The following is a 17,713-nucleotide window of genomic DNA, read 5'->3' as shown; positions in this document are numbered from 1 at the left end:
GGGCATCCTTGTGTAGGAGGGGGACTTATGACTGAACAACATATGATCCAATTGCTGCAAAAACGCGGTGTGACGGTGGAACAAATTTCCGAAATTGTGTTCAAACTGCAGAAGCCCTATAATGTTGATCTGACGGAGCAAGATTGTACCGATAGTGTAATGGCAGTGCTCGCCAAGCGGGAAGTGCAATACACGCTGTACACGGGCATCGCGCTGGATGAACTGGCAGAGAAGAAACTGTTGCCCGAACCTTTGCAATCTATTCTTGAGGCAGATGAACCTCTGTTCGGTGTCGATGAAACACTGGCCTTAGGTATTGTTCATGTATACGGAATGATCGGATTAACCAGCTTTGGCTACCTGGACAAAGAAAAAATGGGAATTATTCGGAGTCTCAACGATGATAAAAGCGCTGTGCATGTTTTTCTGGATGATTTAATTTGCGGATTAGCGGCTGCCGCGTCTGCCAGAATCGCTCATCAGAATGAGCATGCGCCTGATTATAGCAGTAAATTACGTCTGGACTAACTTGTTAGTTCAGACTTCACTTTTTTTCATGAACGTGCTCTGTTGCGGGAAAAAGAGAAATTATGATATCATTATTCCATTGTGTGTGCCTATGCTTATTACAGGATGTTTATTATCATCGTACTAAATGCCCTAATCCATGTAGCAGTACTTCATAGGAGGTTTTTTTTCATGTGGACGGTGATATACATAGCTCCTACCGCGAGAATTGCAGAGCGGATTAAACAGAGGCTAACGGAAGAAGGGTTTCTCGTACAAGTAAGGGGTATCTCCTTATCCAAAAATCAGTTTGAAATTGTCGTTCCCGCAGGGGAAGTTGAAGAAGTTCAGGAAGTACTCAATTCTATTTTACATAGATAATGAAAAGTAGAAGCAAGTAAAATGGCTTGTCAGAGATTCACGATAACAGCCAATTAGAGGTGGAAATGTGCTAAAGGATTTATTTCAAAAGCGTAAATACGCAACGATTCCTTCCGAGAAAACAAAAAGGGAAATTCCCGAAGGGTTAATGAATAAATGCCCGAAATGCGGTACCATTCAAACGAGTAAAGAGCTAGAGAAAAACCTGAAAGTGTGTACAGCTTGCGGCTACCATTATCGTTTAAGCGCATTGGAACGTATTCAATTAACGCTCGATGAAGGCCAGATTCTGGAATACGATGCGGATATGATTTCTGAGGACCCTTTACAGTTTCCTGATTATGTTGAGAAATTAGATAAAGCGAAGAGCACGACGAAATTACAAGATGCGATTATTACCGGTGAAGGCACTATTGGCGGCTATCCGGTCGTAATTGCGGCCATGAGCTTCGATTTTATGGGCGGATCACTTGGATCCGTTGTAGGAGAGCGAATTACGAGAGCAGTTGAAGCTGCCATCGAGAAGAAAGTTCCTATTATTATTTATTCCACTTCAGGTGGCGCTCGTATGCAAGAAAGTATTCTTAGTTTGATGCAAATGGCCAAAACAAGCGCAGCCCTATCCAAGCTTAGCAACGCTGGCGGACTCTTTATTTCCATTATCACAGATCCGACTTTTGGCGGTGTTTCCGCAAGTTTTGCCATGCTGGGAGATATTATTATCGCTGAACCAGCAGCACCGTTTGGATTCACAGGTCGCCGTGTTATTGAACAAACCATTAAACAAAAGTTGCCGGACAATTTCCAGACATCAGAATTCAATCTCGAGCATGGTCAGCTCGACAAGGTCGTACCCCGCAAGGATCTACGACCTACGTTAATCAAGCTGTTGGACATGCACGGAGTGAAGGGGGAGGCGACTTATGGCGGGTGAAATGCCGTTTGAACAGCCGCTGGCGGAACTAAAAAGCAAAATTGCTGAGCTGCGTAAATTTGGTGCAGAAAAGCAAATTGACTTTTCAGAAGAAATTCGCCGTTTGGAAGAAAGATACGTAGAGCTTGAAGATGAACTTTATGCAAGTATGTCTTCTGCGGAAAAAATGCAATTAGCTCGTCATCCGCAAAGACCGACGACGATTGATTATATTTTATCTATTTTTACTGATTTCATAGAGTTTCATGGAGATCGCTTGTATGGAGATGACCTTGCAATTGTAGGTGGACTAGCCAAGTTTAACGGCATTCCAGTTACCGTTGTTGGGCACCAAAAAGGGAAAGATACGAAGGATAACATTGCTCGTAACTTCGGTTGTCCGCACCCGGAAGGCTTCCGTAAAGCGCTGCGCATGATGCGTCAAGCGAACAAGTTTAATCGTCCAATTATTACATTTATTGATACGAAGGGCGCATTCCCTGGGAATGCTGCTGAAGAGCGTGGTCAAGGAGAAGCGATTGCCAGAAATTTGCTGGAAATGGCCTCTTTTCGCGTGCCGATCATCTGTATTGTTATCGGTGAAGGCGGCAGCGGCGGCGCGTTGGCATTAGGTGTTGGCAATAAGGTGTTGATGTTGGAAAATGCGATCTATTCGGTCATTAGTCCGGAAGGCGCGGCCTCCATCTTATATAAAGATGCTTCCAAAGCTTTACATGCGGCAGAAGCAATGAAAATTACGGCAGATCACATTAAAGATCTGAACGTTATTGACGGCATCATCCCAGAGCCAAAAGGCGGCGCACACCGTGATCTGGCTGCACAAGCAGAATTTATTAAAACAGCGATCTGGGAACAGCTTCAGCCTTTGCTAAGCTTGACCGAAGAGCAGCTGTTAGAGGACCGTTACCGTAAATTTAGAGACATTGGTCGGTTCACATTCACTCAGGAGGGAAACCATGCGTAAAACGAAAATTGTCTGTACCATTGGACCAGCAAGCGAATCACAAGAAAACTTGAAAAAACTCTTGTTAGCGGGAATGAATGTTGCCCGTCTTAACTTCTCCCACGGAGATTTTGAAGAGCATGGCGCACGTATCCGCAACCTTCGCGCTGCATCCGCTGAGACTGGCAAACTAGCAGCTATCTTGCTTGATACCAAAGGACCAGAAATTCGTACCGGTAAATTGAAAGAAGAGCCGATTGAGCTTGTACAGGACAAGCACATCATTTTGACTACAGAAGAAATTCTGGGGGATGCAGACCGTATCTCTGTTACTTACTCCGATCTGCCGCGTGACGTTGCAGTAGGATCCACGATTCTGATCGATGACGGCTTGATCGGTCTTACTGTTGTAGATATTCGCGGAACTGAAATCGAGTGCCGTATCGTCAACGGCGGAACAATCAAAAGTAAAAAAGGCGTTAACGTGCCAGGCGTGAAAATCTCTCTTCCAGGTATCACTGAAAAAGATGCCAACGATATTGTTTTCGGTATCGAGCAAGGTGTAGATTTCATCGCAGCTTCATTCGTTCGTAAAGCGAGCGACGTCATGGAAATTCGTGAACTGCTCGAAAGACATAATGCATCGCATATCCAAATTATCAGTAAAATCGAGAACCAAGAAGGCGTAGACAATCTAGACGAAATCCTCGAAGTTTCCGATGGTTTGATGGTTGCTCGTGGAGATCTTGGTGTTGAGATTCCTGCTGAAGATGTGCCAGTTGTTCAAAAGCAAATGATCAAAAAATGTAACATCGTTGGTAAGCCGGTTATCACAGCAACGATGATGCTGGATTCCATGCAGCGTAACCCGCGTCCGACTCGCGCAGAAGCAAGTGACGTTGCGAACGCAGTATTCGACGGAACAGATGCCGTTATGTTGTCTGGAGAAACAGCAGCAGGGAAATACCCAGTTGAGTCCGTGCAAACGATGGCTCGTATTGCTGAGCGTGCAGAAGCGGCTTTGGAATACAAAGAAATCTTCCTTCGTCAAGCACAAGCACAGCAAGTTACGGTTACGGAAGCTATCTCTCAAGCCGTGGCTAACTCGGCGTTAGAGCTTGGAGCGAAAGCGATTTTGACAGCAACAGAAAGTGGATATACAGCAAGAATGGTATCCAAATACCGTCCAAAATCACCAATCATTGCAATTACGCCAAGTGAGCAAGTAATCCGTCGTTTATCGTTAGTATGGGGTGTTATCCCTGTGATGAGCGTACAAGCCAAAACGACAGACGAGCTGTTCAAGCTTGCTGTGGATAGCAGCATCAAAACAGGCCTAGTATCTTTAGGTGATATCGTTGTTATCACGGCAGGTGTTCCTGTTGGACGATCTGGAACAACGAACTTGATCAAAGTTCATCATGTGGGCGAGATGCTTGCCAAAGGTACAGGTATTGGTATGCAAACAGCTACAGGTATCGTTGTCACAGCTCGCACACCTGAAGAAGCAAATTCCAAAATGGTCGATGGTGCTGTGTTGGTTACGGTAACGACAGACAAAGAGTACATGCCGGCGGTACAAAAAGCTTCCGCACTGATTACGGAAGTTGGCGGTATCACCTCTCATGCGGCTGTTGTTGCGCTAAGCCTTGGTATTCCAGTTATCGTAGGCGTTGAGAATGCGGTTGAGCTCATTAAAGATGGTACAGAAGTGTCGATCTATCCAGAAGTAGGTATTATCTACTCTGGTCAAGCGAGCGTTCTGTAGATTATAAACGAAGAGGCTATCTAAGAGGGTCTGCTAAGACCGATCTGGATGGCCTCTTTTTTTGTTGGGGGTTACTCCCCCCGCTAAAAGGGAGTTCCTGCAACCCCTGTGTTATACTAAACACATAACAATATCTCAGGAGGAGTGCATAATCATGAACGAGGGACACTGGTATCAGCACCAGGTGCGCGTGAGATATGCCGAAACGGATCAGATGGGCGTTGTGTACCACGCCAATTATTTGAACTGGTTCGAAATCGGTCGAACAGAGCTGATCAGGGAGCTAGGCTACCCATACCGCAGTATCGAGGATAAAGGTTTGCTGCTTCCCGTCGTAGAGGCGGATCTTAAGTTTAAGAAGCCGGCACGTTATGACGATTTGGTAAGTATTAACACACGAGTGATGGAGATGACCTCGGTGCGGATCCATTTTGCCTATGAGATTCGTAAGCTGAACGAGGGATTGGCAGCCGATTCAGAAGGAAATTCGGGGGATTTACTTGTAACAGGAACAACGCGGCACGTTTGGGTGAATCCTTCTTGGAGGCCAGTACGTATAGAAAAGGAAGCGCCGGAATTATGGCAGCTATTATCTAAGTACTCTTAAAGGGGATGGGCTTATGTTTCGTATCATTCTTGCTATTTTCATCATAGTGCCTGCCATTGAAATTTCTGTGCTCATCGCGCTGGGTCATTTTGTAGGCGGTTGGACGACCTTTGGACTTATTCTGCTAAGTGGTTTTCTTGGTGCTTATTTCGCTAAGCGAGAGGGACGCAAAGTGCTGGAGTACGCTCGATTTGAGTGGTCGCAAGGGCAACTGCCTGCACAGCATCTGCTGGACGGGATTTGTATTTTCCTCGGCGGTATTTTGTTGATTACACCAGGCTTTATTACGGACATCTTCGGGTTCCTGCTTGTTTTTCCGTATACGAGACCGATTTTCAAGGTCATGCTGTTAGCATTGATCCAAAGACAAATTAGCAAAGGCAATATTCATTGGATTAATCGAAGATAAGCCATGGCTTGCAATTCGTCAAAAAAGCTCGGTCCTTCTTATTCAGAAGGTGCCGAGCCTTTTTTTATGTAAATGGCGATATCATGAAAGATTCTTGCTCGATAAAAAGCAGAGATGAGAATTAAGGAAACAGGGCCAATAATGAGCCCGAGGAGCCCGAACAGCTTCAATCCGACGAACATAGCGATTAACGTAGCCAAAGGATCAAGACCGACGGAAGAGGCAAGCACTTTAGGCTCCATAATTTGTCTGGCAATTACGATGACGCCGTACAGCACACTAAGCCCGATCCCCAGAAACAGATTTCCTTGAGCAAAAAACACGTACAGGATCCAAGGCACCATAACCGCGCCTGTTCCCAGATAAGGCATTAAGTCTGCCAGGCCTGTCAATAAGCCTATGGTAATTGCATAATCAACGCGCAAGACCAACAAGCCGATAATGACAACCAATGCTGTCAGAGATACCAGGATAAGCTGTGCGCGCATGTAGCCGAACAATGCTTTTTGCAAATCGTTGCGAATCAATTGCGTGGTTTTCACGATGAGATCTGAGAAAATGCCTTTGTATCTTTTGATGAGCTGATACCAGTCTTTACTTATAAAGAAGGTAGCCAACATGACGATAATTGTAATCGTTGCAATATTCGGCAGCGAGGTGAGAAATCTTTTGAGTGTTTCAAAGACATAACTAATAATGAATTTACTGACATCGGCAATTGAGCCTGCTGTGGACGAGAGGTTGTTATTGACGGTTTCCTGATATTTAGGATTATTCTCAAAAAACTCATTAATTTTCTCGATCCAATTTTGGAATGCAGTTGAATTGATGAACACATTGAATTGTTCCACCCAACGATTAATCTGAAGCTGCAGGGTATCCGCAAGTGATCCTAATTCAACAATAATGTTGGCAACTAGCAGGGTGATGGCAGTAACCATGGCCGCTAAAAAGAGAAGCATAGAGAAACTGACGGCAAGCCATCGCGGAAATTTGAGCTTAAATTGAAAAAAATTCACAATTGGATTAAGCATAAGCGCCAAAATCCAGCCAAAAATAAAGGGATAAACGAGTGGAATAACGTAGTAGAAAGCGTACGCGATTCCAGCTATGATTAAAGCTACCCAAATACCCCTGAAAATCTGGTGAACTAAGCGCGGATTCAGGATACCCATCGTTCTTCTCTCCTTGGTTCAGTTCTTTGTATTGTAACATGAACATGGATAAATACGGAAACGAACATCCATTTACAAAATCTTAATATAATAGTGAAGGGGGGCCTGCATTGTCGGCATTCCAGTCACATAGTACAATGAATTCATAAACTAGATAAAATTAATTGGAGGCTTTATGAGTATTGCGCGAGAACCCGATCTGAAGGAAGTTAAAGAGCTCAAGGAACAAAAGGAACTCAAAGAGGTTTCGACCAAATACTTAAATCGTGATTTAAGCTGGATCGAATTCAACTGGCGAGTTTTGGAGGAAGCTCAAGATCCAAGTACTCCACTGCTTGAGCGTGTGAAATTTCTGGCTATCGTATCTAGCAATCTCGACGAGTTCATGAGTGTTCGTGTCGCAGGTCTTAAGGACCAAATTAAAGCTGGGTATACCAAAAAAGATTTTACCGGCTATACGCCTGCGGGACTAATTAAACGGATTATGAAACGCACGAACAAAATGGTGACTGAACAATACAAAACGTATCGCGAAGTCACGAGATTGTTAACGAGAGAAGGCATCGTGTTCACCGAATACGAGGATTTGAACATGAGCCAGAAGAAAGCCATGGATGCTTACTATCACGATATTATTTTTCCTGTATTAACACCGATGGCAGTGGACCAGAGCCGACCTTTTCCACTCGTACATAATCATTCCGTCTATTTGGCTGTCCTGCTCATCAGAGAAGGCGATGATCCGGATGATGAGCCGTTTTTTGCCATCGTTCAAGTTCCTAGCAATTTATCCCGTTATATTTCTGTGCCTTCACGCCCTAATAGCAAGAAACAGGAATTTATTCTTCTTGAAGAATTAATGGAGCATCATATACAATCGTTGTTTAGCGGGTACATCCCAATTTCCGTTCATGGCTTCAGGGTGACTCGTAATGCTGATCTAACGCTCAATGAAGAAGGGGCCGAAGATCTGCTTGAGGAGATCGAGAAAGAGCTAAGACGCAGGCGCTGGGGCTCTCCTGTGAGGCTTGAGGTTCAAGAAGGGATTCACCCTTATGCGCTTGCCCAATTGCAGGAAGAGTTCGAGATTGAGGAGCAGACCTTTGAAATTGACGGACCGCTCGATATCACTTATTTTATGAAATTGGCGAATACGCTCAATGGTTTTGAAAATCTTCGTTACCCGCGGGTAAACCCCAAATATCCGGTGGAATTTGAAGATGAGGTCGATTTCTTCAATGTGCTGAAGCAAAAGGATGTTCTCGTCCATCACCCTTATGAAACATTCGATGCGGTTACGGATTTCATTGTCCATGCCGCATATGACCCTAAAGTGCTTGCGATTAAAATGACATTGTACCGGGCAAGCGGGAACTCTCTGATTATTCAATCCTTGGCGCGAGCAGCGGAATCCGGCAAGCAGGTTACGGTGGTTGTAGAGCTGAAGGCGCGTTTTGACGAAGAACGGAATATTGCTTGGGCGAGAATGCTGGAAAAGTCAGGCTGCCACGTCGTTTACGGCCTTGTCGGACTTAAAACGCACGCAAAAATTACCTTGGTCGTGCGCCAAGAAGAGAGTACCCTCCGCCGATATGTGCATGTGGGGACGGGAAACTATAATGACATTACTGCCCGTCTATATACAGATGTAGGGCTTTTCACCTCCAATAGTGTTATTGGCGAGGATGCTTCGGCGTTATTTAATGAAATTACCGGCTATTCGGCTCCGCACGATTGGCAGTCTTTTGCTGTAGCTCCTACGGATCTTAAGGATAAACTGTTCGAGCTTATCGAGAGGGAAGCGGCCCATGCGAGAGAAGGCAGGCCAGCGAAAATCATAGCCAAAATGAATTCGTTGTCGAATCAAGAAATGGTGGATGCGCTGTACGCGGCGTCGCAAGCTGGCGTGAAGATTGAATTAATTGTTCGCGGCGTATGCTGCTTGCGTCCGGGAGTTCCGGGACTTAGTGAGAATATTACGGTGCGGAGTATCGTAGACAGGTTCCTGGAGCATTCACGTATTTACTATTTCCATAATGGCGGTCTGGTTGACGTGTATTTATCTTCCGCTGATTGGATGACACGGAATTTGACGCGTCGTATTGAATTGATGTGCCCAGTCATTGATCCGCAGATGAAGAAAATGATGATTTCGATTCTGAACGTCAGTCTGAATGACAACGTGAAATCTAGAGAGCTTATGTCAAATGGGATGTATACCAGCATAAAAAATGAACTGACCCCTTATCGGAGCCAGTTCGAGGCAATGAAAATCACGTCTTGGAAAAAACTCCAGCTTGAATCTTAAGTTTGAGGCCCCACGTTTTTTCGAAATCTTTGGTAATGGCAGCGAGCTCTTTCAGCTCTAAGATTGGGTTGTGTACACAGAGCAGCTTGAGCGTCAAGGACGTATCAGATCGTGTAACGACCAGCTTTTGAACAGGCTGAGTTTCACTGTGATCAAGAGCAGTGGCAAGCTTCAAGAGAGTGCCTAACTTTACAATTAACATCTCGTCGGATTCTTTCAGCAAATCCTTGTAAGCAAGGGCTTGCTGATGGGTCCGGCTTTTTGTTTTGTACGTCGCGATGAGGGAGCAGATCACGATCTCTCGATGCGTGAGTCCATCGATACGGGCATTCGCTAACATATATTGTGTATGTTTCAGATATTGATAATAGTGAACGCTGACACCAATTCGGTGCAGGAGCGCGGTTGTGTGCAAATAGCGCCAGCTGCCCTCTTCAAGGTTAGCGTGAACCTCAAGCTTGTCATAGAGCAGTAAGGCAAGCTGATCAACACGTCGGACATGTTTCTCGGCCCCATTGGGATGAAGGCAAAGTAAGTTTTGGATGCTCGCTTCCAGGATATCCTGATGAATTGGCTGCTTAGGATTGAACATCTCGAAGAATATTCCATCCCGAAGTCCCGAACCGCTGACGGTACACTGGGAGGCATTAGCAGCTTGGAACAAGGTATCTAAAATAAGGAGTCCCGGAACGATAATATCGGAGCGTTCTTTAGAGAGGCCGTCGACTTTCTTTCTCTTTTCGATGGGGAGAGAAGACAGCAAGGTGACGAAAGATCGAAGCTCTCCGGGCTTCAGTTCGTAGTTATGCGCAAGCTGCAAGGAGTACTTCGATCGCTTTTGGCTCATTTTGCCGAGTGTTCGAATCGTACCGCCTAGCCCGATCATCGGCAGATTCGGAGACTGGGTAATCCAGGGTTGACTGGCTATCGCCTCTTCAACCATGCGGCGAATATCTGCTGATTCCTGTTCAGTGAGGTTCGCACTTTTCATAAATTGATGGGTCGTGTTCACGGCACCGAATGGAAAGGAAACACTCTTCAGAAGCTTCCGATCGCGCAGTAAAGTAACCTCCGTACTACCGCCGCCGATATCTATGACGAGAGCGTCGCGAATATCAATGGTATTGATGACTCCCAAATAGCCGTAACGCGCTTCCTCCGAACCGCTGAGTACTTCGATCTGCAGGCTGGTCTGTTCCTCAAGGATCCGAATGATCTCATCTGAATTGGCCGCGTTGCGAATGGCTGCTGTTGCTACTGCTCTTACAGTTTGAACTTCATGTACCCGGCATAGCAGGGCATAATGCGAAAGAATGGGAACAATAGAAATGATATCTTTGCTATGTAAAATGCCATCATATCCGATGCGTTCGCTGAGTCTTGCGGAATCCTTATGCTCGCTTACTACACGGTAGGCTCCCAACTCGTTAATTTCATAGATCACGAGTCGGATCGAGTTGGACCCGATATCGATGATGCCGATTTTTGTGCCGCTGCTCATGTATTTGCTCCTTTGTCCGAGAAATCACTGATGCTTTGCCTACATTGTATCAAGGGAAGGCCAACTCGACAAACTTTTGCAAAATTGTTGTATAATTCGGGGAAATAAACAAAAACTTGTAGCGTGTGTTTTAAGTTGTGGAGCAAAATAAAATGGCTTTTCTGTGTCAAAAAGATTCTTTATGGTAGTGATAATGAAGTTTTATGTCCTCTTTTGTTCACTTACCGAGTAAAATACTTTATTATTAAAGTTAGGAAAAAAGCAATTTTTTGCTAATAGAGTAGCTAAGGAGAGATTCCAATGACTGCAACCAAAGGCTTAGAAGGAATTGTAGCCACGACCTCGTCGATTAGCTCCATTGTAGATGGAGTATTAACATATCGCGGGATTGATATTGATGACCTCGCAGAAAATGCGACATTTGAAGAAGTAATTTATTTGCTTTGGTTCGGCAAACTTCCTAACCAAGCTGAGCTTGAGAAACTGCAAAGCGACCTGAACGCTTATAGCAAGGTGCCTGATGCGGTAATCAACCAGTTGAAAGCATTCCCGAAAGATGTTAATTCCATGGCTGCGCTTCGCACGGCTGTTTCCGCTCTTGCTCTGTACGATGAGGAAGCGAACGACTTGAGCCAAGAATCCAATGTACGTAAAGCGATTAAGCTGCAAGCACAAATTCCAGGTATCATTGCTGCTTTTGCTCGTATCCGTGACGGTAAAGAGCCGTTAGCTTCCCCGGGATATTCTTCTGTTGCTGCTAACTTCTTGTACCAATTGACTGGAAAAGAGCCGGACAAAGTTGCAATTGAAGCTTTGGACAAAGCGTTAGTGCTTCATGCTGACCACGAATTGAATGCTTCTACATTCGCGGCGCGCGTTACAGTTGCTACTCTAACTGATATTTACTCCGGTATTACATCGGCTATCGGCACGCTCAAAGGACCTCTTCACGGTGGTGCGAATGAAGCTGTTATGGCTATGCTTGAAGAGATCGGTACTGTAGAGAACGTAGTTCCTTACATTAACGGCAAATTAGAGCGTAAAGACAAAATCATGGGCTTTGGACACCGTGTTTACAAAAACGGAGATCCGCGTGCCAAGCACTTGCAAAAAATGTCTTACGAGCTTGGTAAATTGACTGGCAACCTGAAATGGTACGAAATGTCCATTAAGGCTGATGAGCTTGTGACAGGACTTAAAGGTTTGAAACCGAATGTAGATTTCTACTCGGCTTCCGTCTACACAACACTTGAAATCCCGCGTGATCTGTTCACACCGATCTTCGCGATCAGCCGTACTTCCGGTTGGACTGCACACATTCTTGAGCAGTACGAAAACAACCGTTTGATCCGTCCTCGCGCTGAGTACACAGGTCCGGTAAACCAAAAATACATTCCGATTAGCGCTCGCTAATTGGCCTAGATTAGAAGTATGCTCAAGGTGCGGGCAGTTCGGTACCCGACTTCAGGGACTCAAATTCCTTGGGGTGTACCGCAACTCCCGTCACTTTTTGTGTGTGTAAATGCTTTTTACCTAGCCGGTGACGAGTAAAATTTTTAAAATTGATTTCTTTGTAGTAAAGTAGCTAGTGGAGTGCTTGATAGTGCTTGGAGAAACGTAGTGTCCGCATTTATAATCCATTTATTTACATATGAAAAGTTGTTCAAAAATAATTGATTATAAGAAGCGGTCGGAAGGTACTATCAAAAGCATGCAACGTAACGCACCTTATGAACTTGTATCATTTTAAACAAATCTTAGGAGGAACTATCATGCCACAATTCGAAACCTACGAACTACCAACAGAAGGCCAAAAAATCACGATCGAGAATGGTGTTCTGCAAGTACCTAACAACCCAATCATTCCTTACATTGAAGGTGACGGTACAGGTCCTGACATCTGGGCGGCTTCCGTACGCGTTCTTGATGCTGCTGTTGAGAAAGCTTACAAAGGCGAGAAAAAAATCGCTTGGTACGAAGTTTTTGCAGGAGAGAAAGCTTTTAACAAATTCAACAACTGGTTGCCTAACGATACATTAACAGCTATGCGTGAATACATCGTGTCCATCAAAGGACCTTTGACTACACCAATCGGTGGCGGTATCCGTTCCCTGAACGTTGCGCTTCGCCAAGAGCTAGATCTATACGTATGTTCCCGTCCAGTTCGCTACTTCAACGGCGTTCCCTCACCGGTTAAACGTCCTGAGCTAGTTGATATGGTTATTTTCCGTGAGAACACAGAAGATATCTATGCAGGTATCGAGTGGGAAGCTGGTTCCGATGCTGTTAAGAAAGTAATTTCCTTCTTGCAAAACGAAATGGGCGTTAACAAAATCCGTTTCCCAGAAACTTCAGGTATCGGTGTAAAACCAGTATCCTCTGAAGGTACTGAGCGTTTGGTACGCGCTGCAATCGAATATGCCATCAAACATGGCCGTAAAACGCTAACTTTGGTTCACAAAGGTAACATCATGAAGTTCACAGAAGGCGCGTTCAAAAACTGGGGTTACGAGCTAGCTGAGCGTGAATATGGTGATAAAACATTTACATGGGCACAATATGATCGTATCAAAGAAGCAGAAGGCGCTGAAGCAGCTAACAAAGCTCAAAAAGATGCAGAAGCTGCTGGCAAAATCATCGTAAAAGATGCGATTGCTGACATCGCGTTGCAACAAGTATTGACTCGTCCAACTGATTTCGATGTTATCGCAACATTGAACTTGAACGGTGACTACCTGTCTGATGCACTTGCTGCACAAGTAGGCGGTATTGGTATCGCTCCAGGAGCAAACATCAACTACTTGACTGGCCACGCAATCTTCGAAGCTACACATGGTACTGCTCCTAAATATGCAGGTCTTGACGTTGTTAACCCAGGTTCTGTTATCCTTTCCGGCGTAATGCTTCTTGAGCACCTTGGCTGGTTGGAAGCAGCTGAGCTGATCTACAAAGGCTTGGAAACTTCGATCAACAACAAAACAGTTACTTATGACTTTGCTCGCTTGATGGAAGGCGCAACTGAAATTAAATGCTCCGAATTCGCGAACGAAATCATCAAAAACATGGCTTAATCATTTTGAACGCTCCAAGGGTACGATAACTAATCATTATTAGGAGGCACATCTCAAATGGCAATCCGTCGTAATAAAATTACTGTTGTCGGTGCAGGCTTCACAGGAGCAACTACAGCTCTTATGCTAGCTCAAAAAGAACTTGGTAATGTTGTTCTTCTAGATATCCCGCAATTGGAAAACCCTACTAAAGGGAAAGCGCTCGACATGCTCGAAGCTGGCCCGGTTCAAGGGTACGACGCTCAAATCACCGGTACTTCTAGCTATGCAGATGCTGCTGATTCCGATATCGTCATCATCACCGCTGGTATCGCCCGTAAACCGGGAATGAGCCGCGATGATCTGGTAAACACGAATGCAGGTATCGTGAAGTCCGTTTGTGAAAATGTAAGAGAAGTAGCTCCAAACTCCATCGTTATCATCTTGAGTAATCCAGTTGATGCAATGACTTACGTTGCCTATCAAGCTCTTGGATTCCCGAAAAACCGCGTAATCGGTCAATCGGGTGTACTGGATACAGCTCGTTACTTGACGTTCATCTCTCAAGAGTTGAATGTCTCGGTTGAGGATGTTAAGGGAGTTGTGATCGGCGGTCACGGCGATGACATGGTTCCACTTGTCCGTTACACATACGCAGGCGGAGTCCCAATTGAGAAGCTGATCCCAGCTGACCGTATTGAAGCAATCGTTCAACGAACACGTACGGGCGGCGGGGAGATCGTTAACCTGCTTGGTAACGGTAGTGCATACTACGCGCCAGCAGCGTCCCTTGTGCAAATGACTGAAGCTATTCTGAAAGATAAAAAACGTATCATTCCTACAATCGCTCTTCTTGAAGGAGAGTATGGCTATGATAACCTGTTTATGGGCGTACTGACTGTTCTTGGTGCGAACGGTATCGAGAAAGTGATGGATATCGAGTTGACTGAGGATGAGAAAGCAGCTCTAGACAAAACAGCTAACTCTGTTCGCAACGTAATCAAAGTTGTAACAGGCTAATTCAAAAAAGAGCCGATCACCTATTGAAATAGGGGATCGGCTCTTTTTTTGAACAGGGCATTTATTTTACCAAGGCAGTTCTTCGTCTAAATGATAGAATTTACCAGTTGGACCATCTGCAGGTAAGGTAGCTAGTTTCACGCTGGTCATGCTGCCTTCTCTAGCATCCAATTGGGCGTGTTTTCCGCCAATTTCTGTCTTTACCCAACCCGGGTGCGCCGAATTAACTTTAATTGAAGTATCTTTAAGTTCATGTGCAAGATGATTGGTAAATAAATTCACTGCTGCCTTTGAGGAGTTATAGGCAAGCAGCTTCATGCCGTAAATCGGAGCATCAGGATTTGCATGCAAGGTAAGGGATCCAAGAACGCTGGACAGATTGACGATTCTACCCGCAGGTGCTTTACGAATTAACGGAAGCAATTTTTGAGTCAATTCAATCAGCCTGAAGTAATTGGCATCGAATGTTTCACGAAGAACTTCCGGTGATACGGTGCTTGTTTCATTCATAGGTGAAAGATGCTCTGTTTCTTTCTGCACGCCAGCATTATTAATTAAAATATCCAGCTTTCCGTAATGCTGTTCAAAAAAATCATACGAAGCATGATGATCTTCAACTCGAGTGACATCAAATTTAAGACTCTCCGCTTGGAGTCCTTCGGAACGAAGTGTTTCCGCGGCGGCTTCCCCTTTCTCTAAATCACGTGCTCCTATAACGACTTTAGCGCCAAGCTTAGCCAATTCACGTGCAGTTTCCAATCCAATTCCCCGATTTGCTCCTGTAATAAAAGCAACTTTACCTTCAAGATTAGATGAGTTTGTTGTCATTTTCTATTTCTCCTTTGTTATAATGTTTTATATTTGATAGAAGAACTGCTTGCCGACCAATACGAAATGGCAGGCATCACCGCCTTTCATCTAGACATGAATCACTTTCTGACTAAATGAGAATGATCATTCTATAATAAGGAAAAAAATTTAATGAAGGATTGCTAAGGTTGTGTCAATAAGACTTCTTAGTTTTTCTTTGTCTTCTGTTGTCTTGACCAAAACACGCAACCCTACCCAAGCGTTATTAAGGTAAATCGAAAGATTCTCAGCACTGTGCTCGCTTGAAATTTCTCCAGTTTGCTGTCCATTCACTAACAGGTCATAAAATAATTTTTCTGTAATTAAAAACTCCTCATGAACTTTAGCGGCAACTTCCGAATCGAGCAAAGCTAATTCCACGGCAGAATTAACCAATAGACAGCCTTTGGGCTGATCGTCTTCTCTACTAATTGTTATGTCAAACAATAGTCGTATGGCCATCTTAACAGAATTAGCTTGATGAACTCGGTTATTTATTTTTGATTCAAAAAGTGTTTTGTATCGCTTCATTACATGCATGAATAAGTCATGTTTGTCTCCGAAAGTATCGTACATGCTTCTTCTATGAATGCCCATATGGGTGACAAGCTCTTGTATGGAGGTTTTTTCATAGCCTTGTCTCCAAAATAAATCCATTGCCTTGTCTAGTACCGCATTGATTTCAAATTCTTTATTTCTAGCCATGAGCATTGTCACGTCCTTATATATACACTAAACTCTATCTACAAGTCCTATAATAGCATATTGAGAACGATCAGTAAAGAAAGGGTTTTGACATATTTGGACACATTTTTATGGAGATATGGTGAAAAAGGAGAATTGTTGACATCGCTTTCTTGTCCCAAAGATAGGGATTCGGTATACTTACATAAGAACGATTCTAATTCAAAATTGCGGAGGTTATTAGAATGTATCAAGTCATGATCTTTTTACATGTGCTTAGTGCCTTGTTGCTTGGCGTATACGTCGTGTTCCCGTTCATAGTGGGACGTGCCGCATCGTTAACTGGCGCTGCATTAGAGGGCTTTATAGGGCTGCTGTCTACGCTAAATCGAGTTGGGCAATTTTCATTGATTGTGACCTTCATCACGGGCGGTGCTATGATTTCTAAAGTTGAAGTGTCCGTGTTGTGGATGGTGTTGGCTATTGTTTTACTGCTTATCGTGGGAGCGGTGACTGGCATGATCGGCGGAAGAATGAAGAAGCTGGCTGCTAACGCTAAGGCAGGAAACAGCACAGCTACAGATGCTGCGAAAGTTAAAACATTCAGCTGGATTGCTGCGGTAGCCGTAGTTGTTGCTATCCTGTTCATGACGAATCCTCAAATATTAGCTTAGTGCTCAAAATAAAGGGGCTGTTCCAAGCGTAGAGATTTCTACGTTTGAACAGCCCCTTTGTAATATTGGGTCAGCCTGAGAATACTGGTTCCATGTCAAATTAACGCGATTTTCTCCTTTTATTAGAATCGTACAAAGGTGAATTTCATTGAATAGCTGGAAAAACTCCTGTTAATTTGCTGTTAGAACATGAAAACATCGGCCGAAGCTATCGAATAACGGGAGAAATTCCAGTTATTAGCTGTATGGTCCGAATAAAATCGAAATTATAGGTATTTTTTACACCTATTTATTTAGAAGAATCGCTTTGGCTTGGGTTTAACGTAATTTCGTCCAGCGTTTTCTCAAACGAAGCGCTCATATGTTCAAGGAAATAATCAACTTCCGGCATATTCATTTTCTTCAAGCTTTCTAGAATTTGCTGCTTCGCAACGACGAATTCGCGGTTGCCGGTTGATAGTTCTGTTAAGCATTTGATGTAAGCCTCGAGCAAGTCCGCAGCTTTCACCCAGCGGTAAAGCTCAGGATCCGGTTCCTGGATCAGCTTGCGGTAGATGTCACTAATTTCTGGCGGGATCGTCTGAATGAGCCGCTCTACAGCGACATCTTCGATTTCGCGGAAGTTGCGCAGGATCTGCTCATTGTTGTGCTTGACGGGCTGAGGGATATCCCCCGTTAATACCTCAGACGCATCGTGGAACAATGCGATGGAGACGACACGATCCGTAGGGACATTGCGGCCGTAAACTTCATTGGCGATCGTACAAAGCATATGCGCGATCGCAGAGACGTAGAAAGAATGCTCAGCTACGGTATCCCTGCGCATGTTCCACATGAGACTCCAACGATCGATATATTTGAGGCGGTATAAATAAGCAAAAAAGTGATGATTCATGAGGGTCT

General features: G+C 44.4%; 17 protein-coding genes. 12 read left to right on the top strand and 5 right to left on the bottom strand.

Annotated features, from left to right (window positions below; translation table 11 throughout):
* Nucleotides 1-27: 27 nt before the first annotated feature.
* The 7 genes from AC58UW_RS07775 (at nucleotide 28) to AC58UW_RS07745 (ending at nucleotide 5,549) form a co-directional block, all read left to right on the top strand.
* On the top strand, nucleotides 28-528 hold the full coding sequence (locus AC58UW_RS07775; RefSeq protein ID WP_497420129.1) for a phosphatidylglycerophosphatase A family protein: 501 nt from the start codon (nucleotides 28-30) through the stop codon (nucleotides 526-528).
* A 171-nt stretch (nucleotides 529-699) separates the two neighbouring features.
* Nucleotides 700-888, top strand: a complete 189-nt coding sequence (locus AC58UW_RS07770; protein WP_145659579.1) for a glutamate decarboxylase — start codon at nucleotides 700-702, stop codon at nucleotides 886-888.
* Nucleotides 889-955: 67 nt separating this feature from the next.
* Complete coding sequence (gene accD / locus AC58UW_RS07765) at nucleotides 956-1,822, top strand: acetyl-CoA carboxylase, carboxyltransferase subunit beta (RefSeq protein ID WP_497420128.1); 867 nt, start codon at nucleotides 956-958, stop codon at nucleotides 1,820-1,822.
* On the top strand, nucleotides 1,812-2,786 hold the full coding sequence (accA, locus tag AC58UW_RS07760; protein ID WP_497420127.1) for an acetyl-CoA carboxylase carboxyl transferase subunit alpha: 975 nt from the start codon (nucleotides 1,812-1,814) through the stop codon (nucleotides 2,784-2,786). Before accD ends, accA begins: the two co-directional genes overlap by 11 nt.
* Nucleotides 2,779-4,533 carry a pyruvate kinase gene (gene pyk / locus AC58UW_RS07755; RefSeq protein WP_497420126.1) on the top strand — a complete coding sequence of 585 codons (1,755 nt, stop codon included), beginning with the start codon at nucleotides 2,779-2,781 and terminating at the stop codon, nucleotides 4,531-4,533. Before accA ends, pyk begins: the two co-directional genes overlap by 8 nt.
* A gap of 154 nt (nucleotides 4,534-4,687) precedes the next feature.
* Nucleotides 4,688-5,140, top strand: coding sequence for an acyl-CoA thioesterase (locus AC58UW_RS07750; RefSeq protein ID WP_497420125.1), 453 nt, complete (start codon nucleotides 4,688-4,690; stop codon nucleotides 5,138-5,140).
* A gap of 13 nt (nucleotides 5,141-5,153) precedes the next feature.
* Complete coding sequence (locus AC58UW_RS07745) at nucleotides 5,154-5,549, top strand: FxsA family protein (protein ID WP_497420124.1); 396 nt, start codon at nucleotides 5,154-5,156, stop codon at nucleotides 5,547-5,549.
* A 38-nt stretch (nucleotides 5,550-5,587) separates the two neighbouring features.
* Here the strand turns inward: AC58UW_RS07745 and ytvI are convergent, their stop codons facing one another.
* Nucleotides 5,588-6,724 carry a sporulation integral membrane protein YtvI gene (gene ytvI, locus AC58UW_RS07740; protein ID WP_497420123.1) on the bottom strand — a complete coding sequence of 379 codons (1,137 nt, stop codon included), beginning with the start codon at nucleotides 6,722-6,724 and terminating at the stop codon, nucleotides 5,588-5,590.
* A 175-nt stretch (nucleotides 6,725-6,899) separates the two neighbouring features.
* Here ytvI and ppk1 point away from each other — a divergent pair, with 175 nt between their 5' ends.
* A complete protein-coding gene (gene ppk1 / locus AC58UW_RS07735; protein WP_497420122.1) occupies nucleotides 6,900-9,032 on the top strand; it encodes a polyphosphate kinase 1 in 2,133 nt (710 codons plus the stop codon).
* Here the strand turns inward: ppk1 and AC58UW_RS07730 are convergent.
* A complete protein-coding gene (locus AC58UW_RS07730) occupies nucleotides 8,998-10,533 on the bottom strand; it encodes a Ppx/GppA phosphatase family protein (protein WP_497420121.1) in 1,536 nt (511 codons plus the stop codon). The two genes, ppk1 and AC58UW_RS07730, sit on opposite strands and share 35 nt — an antisense overlap.
* A 300-nt stretch (nucleotides 10,534-10,833) precedes the next feature.
* Here AC58UW_RS07730 and citZ point away from each other — a divergent pair, with 300 nt between their 5' ends.
* The 3 genes from citZ to mdh all read left to right on the top strand — a co-directional run bounded on the left by citZ (nucleotide 10,834) and on the right by mdh (nucleotide 14,603).
* Complete coding sequence (citZ, locus tag AC58UW_RS07725; protein WP_497420120.1) at nucleotides 10,834-11,946, top strand: citrate synthase; 1,113 nt, start codon at nucleotides 10,834-10,836, stop codon at nucleotides 11,944-11,946.
* Nucleotides 11,947-12,305: 359 nt separating this feature from the next.
* Nucleotides 12,306-13,604: an NADP-dependent isocitrate dehydrogenase gene (gene icd, locus AC58UW_RS07720; RefSeq protein WP_497420119.1), complete on the top strand. Its 1,299-nt coding sequence runs from the start codon at nucleotides 12,306-12,308 to the stop codon at nucleotides 13,602-13,604.
* A 57-nt stretch (nucleotides 13,605-13,661) separates the two neighbouring features.
* Entirely contained in the window at nucleotides 13,662-14,603 is a 942-nt protein-coding gene (gene mdh, locus AC58UW_RS07715; protein WP_477499823.1) for a malate dehydrogenase, read from the top strand.
* Between the two features lie 66 nt (nucleotides 14,604-14,669).
* Here the strand turns inward: mdh and AC58UW_RS07710 are convergent, their stop codons facing one another.
* Nucleotides 14,670-15,431 carry an SDR family oxidoreductase gene (locus AC58UW_RS07710; protein ID WP_497420118.1) on the bottom strand — a complete coding sequence of 254 codons (762 nt, stop codon included), beginning with the start codon at nucleotides 15,429-15,431 and terminating at the stop codon, nucleotides 14,670-14,672.
* A gap of 150 nt (nucleotides 15,432-15,581) precedes the next feature.
* A complete protein-coding gene (locus tag AC58UW_RS07705) occupies nucleotides 15,582-16,157 on the bottom strand; it encodes a TetR/AcrR family transcriptional regulator (RefSeq protein WP_497420117.1) in 576 nt (191 codons plus the stop codon).
* A gap of 224 nt (nucleotides 16,158-16,381) precedes the next feature.
* Here AC58UW_RS07705 and AC58UW_RS07700 point away from each other — a divergent pair, with 224 nt between their 5' ends.
* On the top strand, nucleotides 16,382-16,810 hold the full coding sequence (locus AC58UW_RS07700; protein WP_497420116.1) for a hypothetical protein: 429 nt from the start codon (nucleotides 16,382-16,384) through the stop codon (nucleotides 16,808-16,810).
* A gap of 289 nt (nucleotides 16,811-17,099) precedes the next feature.
* Here the strand turns inward: AC58UW_RS07700 and yfbR are convergent, their stop codons facing one another.
* Nucleotides 17,100-17,705 (bottom strand): 5'-deoxynucleotidase, encoded by a 606-nt coding sequence (yfbR, locus tag AC58UW_RS07695; RefSeq protein WP_497420115.1) that lies wholly within the window; start codon nucleotides 17,703-17,705, stop codon nucleotides 17,100-17,102.
* Nucleotides 17,706-17,713 lie beyond the last annotated feature (8 nt).

It is taken from the genome of Paenibacillus sp. J22R160 (assembly GCF_059692135.1).
Note: the sequence above shows the minus strand (reverse complement) of the source record. Positions and strands in the feature narration are given on the sequence as shown.